A 16,388-nucleotide genomic window follows, 5' to 3' on the forward strand; every position below is an offset into this window, starting at 1 on the left:
CCATTACGGAACCAGCCTCTCACGCCAAGACTTTCGAGGTGAGTACGGCATTTTCCGCTTAGCGTATCCCAGACGGAGGATCAAGGCAGGAATCTCGTTGGTGAAAGACAAGTCTTTCGCCAGCAAACCGGAAAGATCACGCACCTCACAAGGCTGGTTCAAAAAGGCGAAAGCGATATTCTTTTCCGTAGCTCTCAAAAGAAAACGTTGCAAACTCCGGCCTAGCGCAAACCATTCCGGTAGCGTATTTGTCCGTAAGGCAAACAAGGCTAAATGAGAAGAAGAGTCCAGCTTCTTCTTGTCTCCCCTATTTTGTATGCCGGCTTTCAAGACACTTCCCATGATTGTCTCTGAGATAAGACGGGGAAGATTCGGCGCCCCGAACACCGCATAACTCAGGCCGTCCGATGTAGCTCGTACATGATTCTTATTAAAACGCATCCATGATTTCAGCTCTCGTTTAAACAGATGATCGTTCATTTGCCGGTTATTCCCCGCAAATATATAAGAAGAAAGCGTATCGAACTCCCACTCTCCTTTCGACCACAAATGCAGACTGATATTTTCCTCCAAAGGCGTATTCCTCAAATAGCTCAATTGATCCGATGGAATCATTTCCCCGGAATATATGCCTCGATTCGTCTGTCTGACCGAAATTTCCTCGATAAGCCCACTCGTCTCCTTAATCATCGATGCCTCCGACAAGAGTACGGTGATCTCCCCCGATCCTGAAAAAACCGGTAGCGGAGCATATCCTTTTGCCTCAGCCGCAATGCAAAGATTCTCGGTGGCACATCCTAAGCTAATAAATAACTCACGGTTATCCGGATCTACGGCCGGAAGGGACTTACTCATATCCGGAAGAATCTGTATCCTATCCTTTTGCACACGAAACAACCAAGGTTGGGTATTATGCCCCGATGGGGCTTTCACGGCTTGTTCCATCATATAGATAAAATCCGGCCGTATATCACTTATCCGCAATGATCCTGTTTCCATATTATTATACACTTTCTCATTCTAGCGATGCCCGCTACCTCTTTCCGTTTGTGCCCGGACAAACGCCTCAAAAACAAAAAATCCCGTAAAGCTTTCGCCTTACAGGACTCTCTGCGGAAAGACAGGGATTCGAACCCCGGGAACCTCTCAGTTCAACGGTTTTCAAGACCGCCGCAATCGACCACTCTGCCATCTTTCCAATAAGTAAATCGTGTGACCTGGGAGGGGCTCGAACCCTCGACCCAATGATTAAGAGTCATTTGCTCTACCAGCTGAGCTACCAAGTCAACATGTTATTTGTTTGAGTGACCTGGGAGGGGCTCGAACCCTCGACCCAATGATTAAGAGTCATTTGCTCTACCAACTGAGCTACCAAGTCATTCTGTTTTGCTATCGTTACTTTTTCAAACCACCGTTTGTTTCTCGATTGCGGGTGCAAAGATAGAGGTTTTATTTTTCCCCGCAAACTTTTCGACTACTTTTTTTCTTAAAATTTTAATCAAACTCGTAAATATCCGAGGGTGTAGTCCGCTTCAACGCTACCAATGAGACATCTTTCCCTACCCTTATGCCCTCTTGGAAAAGACGTATATCCACTGTCTTATAGGCCAGTTCGGGATGGTTATTGTCCCGGCTGAGATGGCAAAGCCAGATATTCTTCAAACCGGTATTATAATGGGTCGCCAAGAACTCTGCGGCCTCCCTATTACTCAAATGCCCGGTGGGGCTCGCCACCCGCTCTTTCAAGAAAGCGGGATATGTACCGAAACGAAGCATCTCCTCGTCATAGTTCGCTTCCAATATTAAATGGTTCGCCATGCAGATATATTTCCCCACCGTGTCCGTGATATGGCCTACGTCGGTAGCGAAAGTGAATTTATGATTACCATACTCGATATGGTACCCCACATTATCAGTACTATCGTGAGGCACCTCGAAAGCCGTGATACGGAAATCACGGATAAGGAATGGAACTTCTTTTTCTATAACCTTGCGGGAGACACATAAGGTCTCCTCCACATACCGGCTCTTATCAATCCCCCGGTGCACGTCGGCTGTCGCATAGACAGGAATGCAAAGCTTCTCGCCCAAATACCCGACCGTCTTGATATGATCCGCATGATCGTGGGTAATCAACACGGCCACGATCTTGGTAAAATCGATCGACCGGTCCTTCAATACTTTCTTTATGGTCCGGATTCCGATACCTGCGTCAATCAGCATACCGAATTCCGAAGTCCCCAAATAATAGCAGTTCCCACTGCTCCCACTCGCTAAACTCAGAAATGATAGTTTCATACTCTCCTATTCCGCAACACTGCTTTTTTTCTGTTTTACATAGTATACACTAGGGGCGGAACGTCTCAGGGATCGATACCTCCCCGATCAACGAGCAGTTCATATGCTCCTTCACCTCGTCGGGTGTCAGCCCATGGCCGAAGAGGAACATTAGCTTCGTCACGGCGCTCTCCGTCGTACTATCGAAGCCGCTCGTCACGCCTGCCTCCAACAATTTGTGCCCCGTCTCATAACGGTGCATCTCCACACTTCCGGCCCTACACTGAGTAACATTCACGATGACGATACCACGGTCTACAGCCTCCTTCAACATATTCAAGAACCATTCCTCGCACGGAGCATTTCCGCTTCCGAATGTTTCCATCACCACGCCTTTCAGACCCGGGATATTCAGGATACTTTCCACTACTTGCGGAGAAATTCCGGGGAATAGTTTTAGTATAGCGATATTTCGGTCCAACAAATAATGCGGCTTCAGCGGCTTACGCGATACCGGATGATATACCTGCGGCAGATCATACTTGATATAGATACCCGCATGAGCCAAAGCCGGGTAATTGTACGAACGGAACGCGTTAAAATTATCTGCGTTTATCTTACTCGTACGATTCCCCCTCAATAAATCATTCTCAAAAAAGATACAGACCTCCGGGACCAACGGTAAGCCGTTCTCCTTGGCGGCCGCTATCTCGATCGCCGTAATCAAGTTCTCCTTCCCATCGGTACGCAACATCCCGATCGGTAATTGCGATCCCGTAAGGATCACCGGCTTACTCAGGTTCTCGAGCATAAAACTCAATGCCGATGCCGTATACGACATTGTATCCGTGCCATGCAGTACCACAAAGCCGTCGTATTTCTGATAATTATCGGCGATGATTTTCACGATCTTCATCCACGAGTCCGGCCCCATCTCCGAGGAGTCCATCGGAGGATCGAACTGTATCGTGGCCACCGAATACCCCAGTTTCTTCAACTCCGGCATATTGTCCTTCAAATGCTGGAAATTAAACGACTCTAACACTCCAGTCTCCGGATTCTCGATCATACCTATCGTCCCACCCGTATATATCAACAGGATGGAAGCCTTTTCTTGTTGAGTATGCATGTCCATATAATTATGCAAAGTTAATAAATTATTCTTCTCCTTTCAACACCGGAACACTTATATGATATTTTACGGCGATTATACGTGCGAGGAACACGCTCAACGCCGATACGAACTGTATCATCGCCGCCGACATAGAAGTTTGCATACATATATAATATATCAAACCGCCAAAGACACAAGCCAACGCATAAATATCTTTCCGGAATATCAAAGGCTCCTCATTAATCAATATATCCCTCATCATACCGCCAAACGAGCCGGTTATGGTTCCCATCACGATCGCCACCCACATGGGAAACCCGAAATCCAAGGTCTTGGCGATACCTACCACCACAAACAACCCCAATCCGATAGCATCGAATATAAAAAATGTATTGTTCAAACGGATCACGTATTTTCGGAAAGCGATAACGAACAACAAAGCCAAGGCCGAGACAATCAAATAAGAGGCTTGTTCCATCCAAAAAGGCACCGCATTCAATAAAATATCACGAATCGTACCTCCTCCTACAGCGGTCACGACACCCACCACATAGGCGCCAAACCAATCAAATTGTTTCGCAGAAGCCAATCTTATGCCACTTATGGCAAACGCAAAGGTCCCTGTATAGTCACAAAAGGTGATAAAATCTATCATTTTGTTTTTTTCGCAAAAATACGGAATAGTTCGCAAATAACAGCATTTATAGAAAGAATACCTAACAATAATTTAAACCAAACGAATCCCTTAATGTTTATTATATATAAGTTTGCGGAGTGGTTATAACCGTAACCTATTGATTTTTATTTACAAAAGAGAATTGAGTTAGATGAGGATGAAAAAATGCATGTTGATCGGGTTGATCTGTCTGCTATCCAGCCAATGGATGTGGGGGCAACACTTCCCTCAGATGGATGCCCGCAATTACGTGAGCGACACGGCCCTTTTCATTCCACGCCGCTCTTGGTTGGCAGCAAGCGAGGTATTCGGAATGAACATGGCCGTCTGGACTTTCGACCGTTTCTTAATGAACGAGGATTTCGCGAAGATAAACGGACATACGATTAAGCAAAACTTCAAGACGGGGCCTGTTTGGGACACGGATAAGTTCTCTACCAATCTGGTGGCCCATCCCTATCACGGATCGTTATATTTCAACGCGGCCCGTAGCAATGGACTGAATTTCTGGCAATCCATTCCATTCGCGGCGGGAGGCAGCCTAATGTGGGAATTCTTTATGGAAACGGAACCGCCCTCCATCAATGACATGCTTGCCACCTCTTTCGGTGGTATAGAATTAGGTGAGATTACCTACCGGCTCTCCGACTTATTCATCGACAACCGCTCCCACGGGGCGGAACGTGTGGGACGGGAGATCTTATCCGGTTTGATATCTCCGATGCGGGCGATCAATCGTATCATCACGGGAGAAGCTTGGAGACACAGCAGCTCCAAGGGGCGTGTCTACACCTCGGTTCCCGTAAACTTCATCGTGGGGGTTGGTCCTCGCTTCCTTGCCGAGCAGGAAGGCTCCAAGCATGGCACTACGAGCATGCACGTATCCTTCAGGTTGGATTATGGAGATCCTTTCAATGATGATTTCTATTCGCCCTATGAATGGTTTCAGTTGAAGGCCGGGTTCGATTTCTTTTCGAGCCAGCCGCTCATCAGCCAAGTCAATGCCGTTGGGGCTATCTGGGGGAAACAGGTCTGGAGTAAAGGCCCTCGTAGTCTGGCCGCTGGAATCTTTCAGCATTTCGACTACTATGATTCCGAGTTAAAATCCAATAGTTCCCAAACGGTAGCTCCCTACCGCATATCGGAAGCGGCGGCAGTCGGTGGTGGATTGATCTATTACAAAAGAGGCACGCCGGACAATAAGGTAGATGTTTACGCCGAATTATACGGAACAGGAGTCGCCTTGGGCGCAAGCATCTCCGATTACCTCCGGCTGGAAGAGAGAGATTATAATCTGGGAAGCGGTTATAGCGTGAAAGCGTTTACCGGATTGGCCTACGATAAACGCTGGGCGTTCTTGATCGATTTGGAGAACTACCATATCTTCACATGGAAAGGATACGAGCCGGATATAGACTGGAATGCGGTGGACCCTACAAAGTTAAACGTACAAGGCGATGCCGGCAACGCACGTTTAACGGTATTTTCCACCACCTTAGCCTATATGTCCAAGCATAAATGGAATATTGCGTTGCGAAATCGTTATTTCTCCCGCCGTACCCATTATAAGTATCATAAAGATATAGATAGCTCCACGTATGATATTATGCTGACGCTTGGGTGGAGGATTTAATTCTTCCGCTCAAGCTCACGCAGATTCTCCATCTTCTTGCGCTGCATAAACTCATAGATGCCTTCCAAATGCTCCGTCACTTTTTGGTTTCCGAACTCATAGACCTTAGAGACCAGCCCATCCAAGAAATCACGGTCGTGGGATACGACGATCAACGTCCCGTCAAAGTCAAGCAACGCCTGCTTCAAGATATCCTTCGTCTTCATATCCAGATGGTTTGTCGGCTCATCCAGAATCAGCAAGTTCACAGGCTCCAACAATAGCTTAATCATGGCCAGACGTGTGCGCTCGCCACCGGAAAGCACCTTCACCTTCTTCGCCGAGTTCTCGCCGCCAAACATGAACGCACCCAGCAGATCCTTGATCTTATTACGGATATCGCCTTGCGCCACATCGTCTATCGTCTGGAAAACCGTAAGATTCTCATCCAGCAGGGAGGCTTGGTTCTGGGCGAAATAACCGATCATCACGTTATGCCCCAGCGTCAACGTCCCCTCATGCTCGATCTCTTTCATGATACACTTCACCAAGGTAGACTTACCCTCGCCATTCTTCCCGACGAAAGCGATCTTATCCCCTCGCTCGATCATCAGATTTGCGTTCCGGAAAACCGTATGATCGCCATACGCTTTCGAGACATTCTCAATCGTCACCGGATAAGAGCCCGAACGGGGCGAAGGCGGAAACTTCAAGCGCAAAGCCGAGGTATCTTCCTCATCCACCTCCAAGATCTCCAGTTTCTCCAGCATCTTCACACGGCTCTGCACCTGCAAGGTCTTGGAGTACGTGCCCTTGAAACGCTCGATGAACTCTCTCGTCTCGGCGATCATCTTCTGTTGCTCGTCATAAGCCTTCTGTTGTTGCTCACGACGTTCCTTCCGTAATTGCAAGTATTGGCTATAGTTTACCTTATAATCATAAATCCGGCCCATCGTCACCTCGATCGTACGAGTCGTGATATGATCCACGAACGCACGGTCGTGGCTGATCACCACTACGGCCTGACCGTTATCGATCAAGAAATCCTCCAACCACTGGATAGACTCGATATCCAAGTGATTCGTCGGCTCGTCCAGCAAAAGGACATCCGGTTTCTTCAACAGTAGTTTCGCCAGTTCGATACGCATACGCCAGCCACCGCTGAATTCACTGGTTTGCCGGTCGAAATCCTCCCGTTTGAAACCCAGTCCCAACAAGGTTTTCTCTATATCGGCGTCGTAATTGATCTCCTCTATGGAATAGAATTTCTCGCTCAAGGTAGAGACCCGCTCGATCAGCTCCATATAACCATCCGACTCATAGTCCGTACGAGTCTCCAGTTGCTTATTCAATTCAGCGATCTCCGCCTCCATCTCGTGCAGATGGGCGAAAGCCTGCGCCGTCTCCTCGAAAACGGTACGGCCATCCTCCGTCATCAAATGCTGCGGCAAATAAGCGATCACGGTATCTTTAGGGGCGGACACTTTTCCACGGCTTGGCTCCCGCACGCCGGCCAATATCTTCAACAAGGTAGATTTACCGGCACCGTTCTTACCCATCAAGGCGATACGATCTTTCTCGTTAATCACAAAAGAAACATCCGAGAAAAGGGCGCTTCCACCAAACTCTACTGTTAGTCCGTCAACTGAAATCATATGTTTATTTTAATACATTAATATAATGAAGCCGCGAAGATAAGAAAAATCCCTTTCATTAGGGATGTACAAGAGATTTCATACGATCTTTCCGGAACAAGACTAGGAAGAAATTGGTTACCGACGCCGTCGGCAATATTTTCGACGCCGTCAGCAATATTTCCGACAGCGTCAGCATTATTGCCGACGGTGTCGGCAACCAATTGCATAAGGGACTAATCCCTTAAACTACCTTTAAAAAAAGCAGAAGCATCCACATATTTTCCAACAAAACGCTTGTTTTATAAACAGAAACTCCTATCTTTGCACCCGCTAATACAAACAGCTTAAATTAATTATTCAAACATGGCAACAAAAATTAGATTGCAAAGACACGGTCGTAAAGGTTACGCCTTCTACCAAATCGTGATCGCAGACAGCAGGGCTCCACGTGATGGAAGATTTATTGAAAGGATAGGTTCTTATAATCCGAACACTAATCCTGCTACAGTAGATTTGAACTTCGAAAGAGCTTTGTATTGGTTACAAGTAGGTGCTCAACCTACAGACACAACTCGTAACATTCTTTCTCGCGAAGGCGTTTGCTTGAAAAAGCATTTATTGGAAGGTGTTAAGAAGGGTGCGTTCGACGAAGCCGCAGCTGAGGAGAAATTCCAAGCTTGGTTGAAGAACAAACAAGCTTCCGTACAAGCTATCAAAGAAAAAGACAGCGAAGCAGCTAGAGCAGAAGCTAAAGCACGTCTTGAGGCTGAGAAGGAAGCTAATAAGGCAAAAGCAGAAATCGTAGCTAAAAAGAAAGCAGAATTGGCAGCAGCTGAAGCTGCTAAGCAAGCTGAGAAAGCAGCCGCAGCGGCTCCCGCTGAAGAAGCTCCGGCAACTGAAAGCGCTGAATAATTCGTGCGATGCCAAAATAAAAAAGAGGACATTTTTCAATGCCCTCTTTTTTTATGCCTTTTCCACCAGCTACCGGATCTTCCTAATGCGTATAATCGATCAGCCGGATGCCATCGCCTAAATCGTTCTGGATAACATCCTTCATCCTTTTGGCGAAAGGACAGGCATAACCTATCGGCGTCCCTTTTTGGATACAGGAAGCAAAAGCGATACTATCCGCCCCTCTATTCACCAACTCCCTCGCCCTTAATACGGCCTTTTTTCCGGGACAACCTCCGCAATTGATAAACCCGATGATCTCAATATCTTCCTCTACGCCCTCAAAGGCTCCCTTTTTCTCACGGATCATCCTAAAATCAGTAGTACCGGGGCAAAAATCCTCTGTTTGCATACATCTGATAATTCCTACTTTCATAAAGCATCCCTCCCAATTAAAAAAGCCGTAAAATCTAAAATTCTACGGCTTTCCGATCTATAAATGATGATTAACTAAGTCGTGTTACTTCTTCTTCAACAAGAAAGTATCGATCTGTTTCACAAACTCCTCACGGGGAAGAGCTCCCATCGATATCTGAGGCTGTCCTTCCTTTGGGATAAACAAGAACGTAGGAATACTTTGTATACCGAAAGCGGCAGCCAACTCCTTTTCCTTATCCACATTTACCTTATAAACTACGATATCATTCTTATACAGGATAGCCAAATCCCTTAAAATAGGAGCCACTTGCTTGCAGGGACCACACCAGTCCGCATAAAAATCGATGATACAAGGCTTATCACCTTCATATACCCATTTCGTAGCGTTCTTCTCGTAATTGAATACCTTTTGCAAGAACTCTGCCTTGTTCAAAGTAACGACCTCTCCCTTGGAGGCGGTACCAGCCTCACTTGATTTATCTGATTTAGCGGACATCGAGCAGCTTACTAATAGCAGCACAACCGAAACCAGCCATAAACTTTTCAACTTTCTCATATAGAAACCTTTTACTTGATTGATAAATTATTTGCTACAAAAATAGCAATAAAAAGGGGATTCCCACACATTCTATTCTTAAAAGAAAAGAATAAACAAAAAGAAAAAAAGCGCATAAGACTCTTGTATATTCCAAAAGAATGACTACCTTTGCAAAGCAATTAAACGAAACGTTTGATCGCAAAACATATTGGAAAGATGGCAGAGTGGTCGATTGCGGCGGTCTTGAAAACCGTTGAACCGAGAGGTTCCCGGGGTTCGAATCCCTGTCTCTCCGCTGAACGTGCTGGACAGAAATGGTCAGCAAACGGACAAAAAGCTACAAATCAACGATTTGTGGCTTTTTTATTGCCCGAAAGTCCTGCTTCCAAGACTTCAAAAGTACGGTAAAAGACAAAGTTTCGTTACTAAATCGTTACCTATTCCCTGCCGGACAAAAACGGTAACGATTTGTCCTCAAATGACCTGAAAATGACTTGATTAGTCCATAGTCTGCATAACTCGAAAACGAGAGGTAAAAATTAATTTTGCAACTAAAAAAAGTGAGTTATGAAATCGACATTCAAGGTTCTTTTTTATTTGAAGAAAGGTTCTGAAAAGAAAAACGGCGAGGTTATGATTATGGCACGCATCACCATAGACGGCAAACTTTGCCAGTTCAGTACGAAACAAAGCATCCAGCCCGACAACTGGAACACGGCTGCGGGCAAAGCCAAAGGCAGGGATGCCGGAAGAATAAACGCCCTTTTGGACGACATACGTTCTTCCCTGAATACCATTTACCACGAAATGCAGCGGCGTGACAACTATGTGACCGCCGAGAAAGTGAAGAACGAGTTTTTAGGTCATAGCGAGAGCCACGAAACAATCCTTTCGTTGTTCCAAAAGCATAATGACGATGTGAAGCAGCTTGTGGGCATATCCAAGACGATAGCGACCTACCGCAAGTATGAAGTGACCCGCCGACACCTTGCAGAATTTATCCGCAGCAAGTACAACGTATCGGACATATCCATAAAGGAGATAAGCCCGATGTTCATTACCGATTTTGAGTTGTATTTGCGTACCGCCTGCAAGTGCGGTTACAACACCACCGCCAAGTTCATGCAGTTCTTCAAGCGCATCATCATCATTGCCCGCAACAACGGCATACTGGTGGGCGACCCGTTCGCCAGCTACAAAATCCGGCTGGAGAAAGTGGACAGGGGGTATCTGACAGAGGACGAGATAAAAATCATCCTTAAAAAGAAAATGGTTTCCGAGCGGCTGGAACACGTCAGGGACTTGTTCATCTTTGCCTGCTTCACCGGGCTTGCCTATATAGATGTAGCCGGGCTTACGCAAGATAATATATGTAAATCCTTTGACGGCAACCTTTGGATAATGACAAAGCGACAAAAGACGAATACGGACGTTAATGTTCCCCTGCTGGATATTCCCAAGATGATTTTGAAGAAGTACAAGGGAAAGTTGCCGAACGGTAAGATACTTCCCGTAATCAGCAATCAGAAACTAAATGCGTACCTGAAAGAGATTGCCGATGTATGCGGTATTAAAAAGAACCTGACATTTCACCTTGCCCGGCACACGTTCGCAACGACTACCACACTATCAAAGGGCGTACCCATTGAAACGGTTTCCAAGATGCTGGGACACACCAATATCGAAACGACACAAATTTACGCCCGCATCACTAACAGCAAGATAGGCAGCGATATGCAGGGGCTTGACAAGAAGTTTGTCGGCATCGAAAAGATTTACAAGGAAGTCGCCATGTAATCTTGATTACTGGGAACTGGTCACAATTTGTGACCAGTCCCTACTATTTATTCCAACATTACTTAATACCCTAAAATATACGATTATGGATTTACAGATTATCCAAAACAAGATTTTTGAGGTCAGAGGTTGCCGGGTGATGCTTGATTATCATTTGGCAGAACTCTACCAAGTGGAAACACGAGCCTTGAAGCAGGCGGTCAAGCGCAATATCGAGCGTTTTCCGGGTGATTTTATGTTTGTTCTCACCCAAGAGGAAGCTAACTTGCTGTTATCCATAGGGGTGTCACAAAATGTGATACCCCCTGCTTACAATTTCGGTGTTGCTATGCCTATGGCTTTCACCGAGCAGGGCGTAGCCATGCTTTCCTCGGTTCTCCGCTCCAAAGTAGCCATAGAAGTAAACATTTCAATCATACGGGCTTTTGTCCTCATGCGCCAAATGGCAATCGGTTACGAGGAACTGTTAAAGCGCATCGAAGAACTGGAGGTAAGCACCGATGCACAGTTCAACGAACTGTACCAAGCCCTTACCCAGCTTCTAAGCCAGTCGAAACAACAGAAAGAACGCCGTCCGGTAGGTTTCGTTACCTATAACCGTGACAAGAACGAATAGGTAACGATTTCGGTAATGAAATACCGCCTAACAAACTATATCCCAATAAAGTACATTCTTCCACCTTGCGGGCAGTCCACCGACTACCCGCATTTTTTATATCCCTTTCCAACTGGCACATTCCCCGAAACGCCAGCCGTGCGTGGCATGGCTGACTGTATTTCGTGAAAAGAGCCGTTGGAAACCCGCACAAGCGTATTGCAAGCAAGCTCACAACACCCTTGCCTTTCCGCCCGCATGGAGTGTTCCCTAAAAGACGAAAGAGAACAGGCACTTTTCCCCTGTTTCCCTAAATGTAAATCTTCCTCTCACGCAGTCCCCCAGCCGGGACAGTCGTTTTAATCATTTCAATAGGCAAAGGTAGTTACGTGTTCTTCACGATTTTGCAAGGTCGAGCCGTTCCGGTTTGGCGAAAAAATCTTCCCTGCCTTGCGAGGTATTTTTTGCCCAAAACCTTGCAAACTCTAAACACTACCCTTTTAAGCCTATGTGAAACGAAAACGACCGACCCGACCGGAAGACGCATAAAAAAAAAGTCGGATTTACGGGAAACAGGAAAAAAGTTCAGTGAAACTTCAACTCCCTCACCTCTCGAATCCGCATAAAATCAAAAACTTAAAAATTACAGCAATATGGAAGCAAAGGTATTATCGGAAGCAAAAGTTTATGTAGGCACTTACGGCAAGTATAACAACGGTTCATTGTCCGGCGCATGGCTCGACCTGTCGGACTACTCGGACAAGGAAGAATTTTACGAAGCCTGCCGGGAACTTCACAAGGACGAGGAAGATGCGGAATATATGTTTCAGGACTGGGAGAACGTGCCGGAGGGCTTAATCGGCGAAAGCTGGATTTCTGAAAACTTCTTTTCCCTGCGTGATGCGGTAGAGGATTTGGACGACACCGAGCAGGAAGCCTTTTTCGTGTGGTGCAACTATAAAAGCCATGATTTGGGCGAGGAAGATGCGGACGACCTTGTACGGGACTTTCAAGACGAGTATCAAGGTCAATATAACGATGAAGAAGATTTCGCCTACGAAATTATCGAGGAATGTTACGAACTGCCGGATTTTGCGAAGACCTATTTCGATTATGAAAAGTTTGCCCGTGACCTGTTCATGTGCGATTACTGGTTTGATGACGGCTTTGTGTTCCGTGCGGCATAACCAAATACTAATCCGGGCGGGGTGTCAAAGCCCTGCCCGCTTAAAACAACCAAGTTTATAACCATAAAAAATAAGACATCATGCAGTCACTTAACAAAAACGGGGTAAGCATTACCCAAACACCGGGAGAAGAAAAGTTCGTGAAATGCTGTTTAGGGGCTTTCAGGGGACAGATTTATTTTCAATATGACTACCGCCACACGGACGGCGAACTTTTCAGCACGGTAGCCAAAACGCTGGACGAGTGCCGCCGCAGGCGTGACGGGTGGATAGCGAAGAAGAACGGAGTAATAAATAAGTAAATTTTAGGGACATGAAAACGACAGAAGTAAACAAGGAGCTTATCGGCAGGCGTTGCGAGTGTATTTTTACGGGCTTAATGGTAACGGGCGTTATCGAGGACACGGAAGAAAACGAACACACCATAGAGGTAAAAGTCCGCTTCGACCACCCGCACCAGTGGGGTGATGATTTGTATAATGATGTATGGGCGTGGGGACGCAAAATTGACGAGTTCGGCACGCTGCACCATTTGCAACTGTTAGAGGACAAACCGGACTTTCAGATAATGACGGTAGTTTTCGGCGAGCCAATCAGCCGGATAGACCGCAGTGTTTTTGAAGATGTGGAAACGTGGGGTGTCTGTTCCCTGCAAGGCTGGGTAAACAGCTACGAGAGTGTCCGGTTTGTAGCCATAGACGACCATACGGCAATTATCACGGGCGAATACAACATGGAACAGGTAAAGGTGTGGTTAGAGAAATACACGTCCATAAAGAGCCTTAAAACCAGTTGATAGAGAACGGCGGCTGTTTGCCGCCGCCACTTTCTTTCGTGAGTGCCGGGAAATAAAGTGGCAAAGAAACCCGCCCTGTTCCCTAACATGAAAAGTCCACCCGCCGAACTGTCAGCGGGTGGACTACCATAACATACGCCTTGCGTATCATTCCCTATTTGGTGTTCCCTGCCTATCGTTGCTTTTCACGTATATATGCAACCGATAAGGAAATAAAACCTATAAATCTTCATGTTGGAAGAATTTTACACCAAGTATGCACACGGTTTCTTCTTCCTCGATGTCGTATTTCCATGTTCGTTTATAGACAAGCATTTCCGTGTCGCAGTCGAACCATTCCATTACAGGCGCATCATCTTCTTTGTCCGTCCATTTGAAAACCTGATTGGACGGCGTTTTCCACAATTCAGCCCTGTCACGTGCGGAAATGCAGTCCTTATCCACAATGATAATGTCACCTACTGCCGGAACTGTATCTGTTTCCAACGTGGTTTCTATGTACCACGAGATACCTTTTATATCCAATTCTATTTTTACCATGTCATTTTATTGTTTAGGGGTCGTTATTGTTTCCGTTTCTTCCTTGCCGTTGTCATTATTGAACGATAGCGAAAGTTGCCGCACCTGTCCAAAGCTGTCAATCACATAAATGTCTATCGTCTGCTGGTCTGTCGATGCCGAGGTGTAGTATAGCCGGAACATTTCTTTCTCCAGCGGGTAAAGGTCATTGGGCAGGAACACCGTGCCGTTATCCATTTCCAGCTTCCCTTTGCCGTCCGGCTGGAAGTACCTGATTTGATAGGTAGTCGGCTGGTAATAGCCGCCACGCACCAGTCGGCAGCGTATTTCGGCGGTTTCCCCGACTTTCAGCCTTTTGGGTACTGGCATCGTTTCGATGCTGAACGGGTACGCCTGCTGAATATCCAAGTGGTCATTACAGGCGGTGACAAGCACGAGGGCGGCCACGATGTAGCAGCCCATGATGATTTTATACATTACATTCTTCATATACATTATCATATAAGGGTTATCAAAATAAAGTAGTCGTTTGCCTAATCCGGGCGGCAACTTCCCTGACAACAGGAACACTGACCGCATTTCCGAGTAAGGCATAACGGTGTATCTTCGCTATCTCTTTTTTCTCTCCGTCATATATCCCGTATCGGGTATAGTTGTCGGGAAAGCCTTGCAGCCTTTCGCACTCTACTTCGGTCAGCATCCGCACGTGCTTCAGTTGTTCGGGTGTAGGCGTTCCGTTGTACGCTTCACCCGACTTCAGGCACAGCACATAGTTCCCGATGTTAGGTTGCCTGCCGTAGTTCCTTGTTATCGTACCACTTGGACGAGCAGCGGGTTCATCACCCCCGACCTTACCATGCACTCCGCCCGGCGTAGGGAGAGGAAATAGGTCTGCGGTACATCTGTCTGCAACACGTCCGACAAGGTACATCCGCTCCCGGTTTTGGGGTAGAAACCATGCCGTATTACACAGTTGCCATTCAAGTCTATAACCGCCAATGTCGGCAAACGCTTTGACAATGCCCCAAAAATCCGGGCGATGTCTTGCGAAGAATATCCCCTTAACATTCTCCCAGATAAAAACGTCAGGTCTGAAACGCCTAACGGCTTCGACTGCATATCTGACAAGGTGGCTTTCTCTCCCTTGCAGTCCCTTTCCGTCCCCGATTGCGCTAAAATTTTGGCAAGGGCTTCCGAAAGTGACAATGTGGGGACGTTCGATGCCGACTTCCCCGATGTTTGTAACCGTTCCGATGTGTTCCGCATAAGGAAAATTGTATTTGAAGTTAGCGATTGCGTGTTTGTCTATCTCTGAAAAATATACCTTGTCGAAAGTATATCCGGCGGTTTCCAGCCCTTTGCTGAAACCGCCGATACCTGAAAATAATTCAAGCAGTACCATAGGCTAATTGATAATGAATTTCAGTCCCACAGATACCTGCGAGTGGAACTTGCCTATGTCCGAGCCGAACAACGCCCGTTCCCTTGCGCTGACAAGCAAGGCTATCCGGTCGGTCAGGTAGGCTTCCAGTTCCAGCGTTAAAGCCCCGCCGTACACAAAACAGTCCTTATCCAGCAAGGTAGAGCCGTCCGGCAAGAGCTTTTCGCTTCGGTTGCTTGTTTCATACCCGGCGAGTGCCGACAGTCCCAGCGACAGGAAAAAGGTCTTTCGTCTGTCCGATAGGAATTTCAGGTAATAGCCGCCCTCTGCGGTGAACTGTTCGACTGGTATTCTCATATCCTTGTAGTCATACTTCTTGTGCAGATATTCCCCGCCAATCACCCAGCGGTTGGCGTTCTTGGTGTAAACGCTGTATGCCGCCCCGATATGGTAGGCGAAATCACTGCCAGCGTTCCAATGCACCCCGTCCGCCATGCCCGCCGTCACCTGCAAGCCTTTCATGCCCGGCAGGTATCTTTGTGCGTGTGCCTGAAACGAGGTCAGGCACAGCGCAAAGAGCATCATTATAAAGATATGTTTCTTCATTCCCTACTTGATTTTGAGTTCGTTAATCACTTCTGCATTCACGATGTCGGCGTTTTCCACCCGGATAACCTGATGCCGCCCGCCGTTCTTCTCGTAAAGCTCTACCAACAGCAGCTTGTCGTCAGGAATGGTGAACTTCGGCAGGGCGTACACCGTGCGCACGGTCGTTTTCCCGGCAATCTCTATCACCTCGTTGTAGCTGCGTACCGCATCCAGCACCGTTTCCTGAATAGCCGTGCGCTTGGGTACTTTCTTATCGACTATCTTAAACTTGATGAAGTCGGTATCGAAAGGCACGTTGGAACTGTTCTTCGTCTGCGTGTG

At 46.8% G+C, this 16,388-nt stretch carries 19 protein-coding genes and 4 tRNA genes; 8 read left to right on the forward strand and 15 right to left on the reverse strand.

Going from position 1 to position 16,388, the window contains the following annotated elements:
* Positions 1-3: 3 nt before the first annotated feature.
* The 7 genes from D7V92_RS06160 to D7V92_RS06190 all read right to left on the reverse strand — a co-directional run bounded on the left by D7V92_RS06160 (position 4) and on the right by D7V92_RS06190 (position 4,046).
* Positions 4-999 (reverse strand): nitroreductase, encoded by a 996-nt coding sequence (locus D7V92_RS06160; protein WP_044544614.1) that lies wholly within the window; start codon positions 997-999, stop codon positions 4-6.
* A gap of 114 nt (positions 1,000-1,113) precedes the next feature.
* A tRNA-Ser gene (locus D7V92_RS06165) sits at positions 1,114-1,198 on the reverse strand.
* 15 nt (positions 1,199-1,213) lie between these two features.
* Positions 1,214-1,286 (reverse strand) — tRNA-Lys (locus D7V92_RS06170).
* 19 nt (positions 1,287-1,305) lie between these two features.
* A tRNA-Lys gene (locus D7V92_RS06175) sits at positions 1,306-1,378 on the reverse strand.
* Positions 1,379-1,494: 116 nt separating this feature from the next.
* Positions 1,495-2,298 carry an MBL fold metallo-hydrolase gene (locus D7V92_RS06180; RefSeq protein ID WP_005858162.1) on the reverse strand — a complete coding sequence of 268 codons (804 nt, stop codon included), beginning with the start codon at positions 2,296-2,298 and terminating at the stop codon, positions 1,495-1,497.
* Between the two features lie 49 nt (positions 2,299-2,347).
* Positions 2,348-3,412, reverse strand: a complete 1,065-nt coding sequence (locus D7V92_RS06185) for an asparaginase (protein WP_005858163.1) — start codon at positions 3,410-3,412, stop codon at positions 2,348-2,350.
* A gap of 22 nt (positions 3,413-3,434) precedes the next feature.
* On the reverse strand, positions 3,435-4,046 hold the full coding sequence (locus tag D7V92_RS06190) for a trimeric intracellular cation channel family protein (RefSeq protein ID WP_005858164.1): 612 nt from the start codon (positions 4,044-4,046) through the stop codon (positions 3,435-3,437).
* A gap of 172 nt (positions 4,047-4,218) precedes the next feature.
* Here D7V92_RS06190 and D7V92_RS06195 point away from each other — a divergent pair, with 172 nt between their 5' ends.
* Positions 4,219-5,700, forward strand: coding sequence for a DUF3943 domain-containing protein (locus D7V92_RS06195; protein WP_121772510.1), 1,482 nt, complete (start codon positions 4,219-4,221; stop codon positions 5,698-5,700).
* Here D7V92_RS06195 and D7V92_RS06200 read toward each other — a convergent pair.
* Positions 5,697-7,334 carry an ABC-F family ATP-binding cassette domain-containing protein gene (locus tag D7V92_RS06200; protein ID WP_005858166.1) on the reverse strand — a complete coding sequence of 546 codons (1,638 nt, stop codon included), beginning with the start codon at positions 7,332-7,334 and terminating at the stop codon, positions 5,697-5,699. The two genes, D7V92_RS06195 and D7V92_RS06200, sit on opposite strands and share 4 nt — an antisense overlap.
* A gap of 345 nt (positions 7,335-7,679) precedes the next feature.
* Here D7V92_RS06200 and D7V92_RS06210 point away from each other — a divergent pair, with 345 nt between their 5' ends.
* On the forward strand, positions 7,680-8,228 hold the full coding sequence (locus tag D7V92_RS06210) for a 30S ribosomal protein S16 (protein ID WP_121772512.1): 549 nt from the start codon (positions 7,680-7,682) through the stop codon (positions 8,226-8,228).
* 82 nt (positions 8,229-8,310) lie between these two features.
* Here the strand turns inward: D7V92_RS06210 and D7V92_RS06215 are convergent, their stop codons facing one another.
* A complete protein-coding gene (locus D7V92_RS06215) occupies positions 8,311-8,643 on the reverse strand; it encodes a CGGC domain-containing protein (protein ID WP_005866270.1) in 333 nt (110 codons plus the stop codon).
* An 84-nt stretch (positions 8,644-8,727) separates the two neighbouring features.
* Positions 8,728-9,201: a thioredoxin gene (trxA, locus tag D7V92_RS06220; protein WP_005858169.1), complete on the reverse strand. Its 474-nt coding sequence runs from the start codon at positions 9,199-9,201 to the stop codon at positions 8,728-8,730.
* A gap of 192 nt (positions 9,202-9,393) precedes the next feature.
* Here trxA and D7V92_RS06225 point away from each other — a divergent pair.
* The 6 genes from D7V92_RS06225 to D7V92_RS06260 all read left to right on the forward strand — a co-directional run bounded on the left by D7V92_RS06225 (position 9,394) and on the right by D7V92_RS06260 (position 13,558).
* A tRNA-Ser gene (locus D7V92_RS06225) sits at positions 9,394-9,478 on the forward strand.
* Between the two features lie 272 nt (positions 9,479-9,750).
* Complete coding sequence (locus D7V92_RS06230; protein WP_016272711.1) at positions 9,751-10,980, forward strand: site-specific integrase; 1,230 nt, start codon at positions 9,751-9,753, stop codon at positions 10,978-10,980.
* 85 nt (positions 10,981-11,065) lie between these two features.
* Positions 11,066-11,596 carry an ORF6N domain-containing protein gene (locus D7V92_RS06235; protein WP_016272710.1) on the forward strand — a complete coding sequence of 177 codons (531 nt, stop codon included), beginning with the start codon at positions 11,066-11,068 and terminating at the stop codon, positions 11,594-11,596.
* A gap of 632 nt (positions 11,597-12,228) precedes the next feature.
* On the forward strand, positions 12,229-12,762 hold the full coding sequence (locus D7V92_RS06250) for an antirestriction protein ArdA (protein ID WP_016272709.1): 534 nt from the start codon (positions 12,229-12,231) through the stop codon (positions 12,760-12,762).
* Between the two features lie 80 nt (positions 12,763-12,842).
* Positions 12,843-13,064, forward strand: coding sequence for a DUF3873 domain-containing protein (locus tag D7V92_RS06255; RefSeq protein ID WP_010803493.1), 222 nt, complete (start codon positions 12,843-12,845; stop codon positions 13,062-13,064).
* An 11-nt stretch (positions 13,065-13,075) separates the two neighbouring features.
* Positions 13,076-13,558, forward strand: a complete 483-nt coding sequence (locus D7V92_RS06260) for a hypothetical protein (protein ID WP_070751239.1) — start codon at positions 13,076-13,078, stop codon at positions 13,556-13,558.
* 219 nt (positions 13,559-13,777) lie between these two features.
* On the opposite strand, the gene D7V92_RS06265 is transcribed toward D7V92_RS06260, so the two are convergent.
* The 5 genes from D7V92_RS06265 to D7V92_RS06285 form a co-directional block, all read right to left on the reverse strand.
* Positions 13,778-14,098, reverse strand: coding sequence for a hypothetical protein (locus D7V92_RS06265; RefSeq protein ID WP_016272707.1), 321 nt, complete (start codon positions 14,096-14,098; stop codon positions 13,778-13,780).
* Positions 14,099-14,104: 6 nt separating this feature from the next.
* Positions 14,105-14,572, reverse strand: coding sequence for a DUF3872 domain-containing protein (locus D7V92_RS06270; protein WP_121737419.1), 468 nt, complete (start codon positions 14,570-14,572; stop codon positions 14,105-14,107).
* 16 nt (positions 14,573-14,588) lie between these two features.
* A complete protein-coding gene (locus D7V92_RS06275; protein ID WP_121737414.1) occupies positions 14,589-15,479 on the reverse strand; it encodes a DNA cytosine methyltransferase in 891 nt (296 codons plus the stop codon).
* Positions 15,480-15,482: 3 nt separating this feature from the next.
* Positions 15,483-16,064 (reverse strand): conjugal transfer protein TraO, encoded by a 582-nt coding sequence (locus D7V92_RS06280; RefSeq protein ID WP_121737415.1) that lies wholly within the window; start codon positions 16,062-16,064, stop codon positions 15,483-15,485.
* Positions 16,065-16,067: 3 nt separating this feature from the next.
* The coding region (locus D7V92_RS06285) for a DUF4138 domain-containing protein (protein ID WP_121772513.1) at positions 16,068-16,388 on the reverse strand (321 nt) is incomplete at its 5' end.

This window comes from Parabacteroides sp. CH2-D42-20 (assembly GCF_003670185.1).
In the GTDB taxonomy this organism is placed as follows: domain Bacteria; phylum Bacteroidota; class Bacteroidia; order Bacteroidales; family Tannerellaceae; genus Parabacteroides; species Parabacteroides distasonis.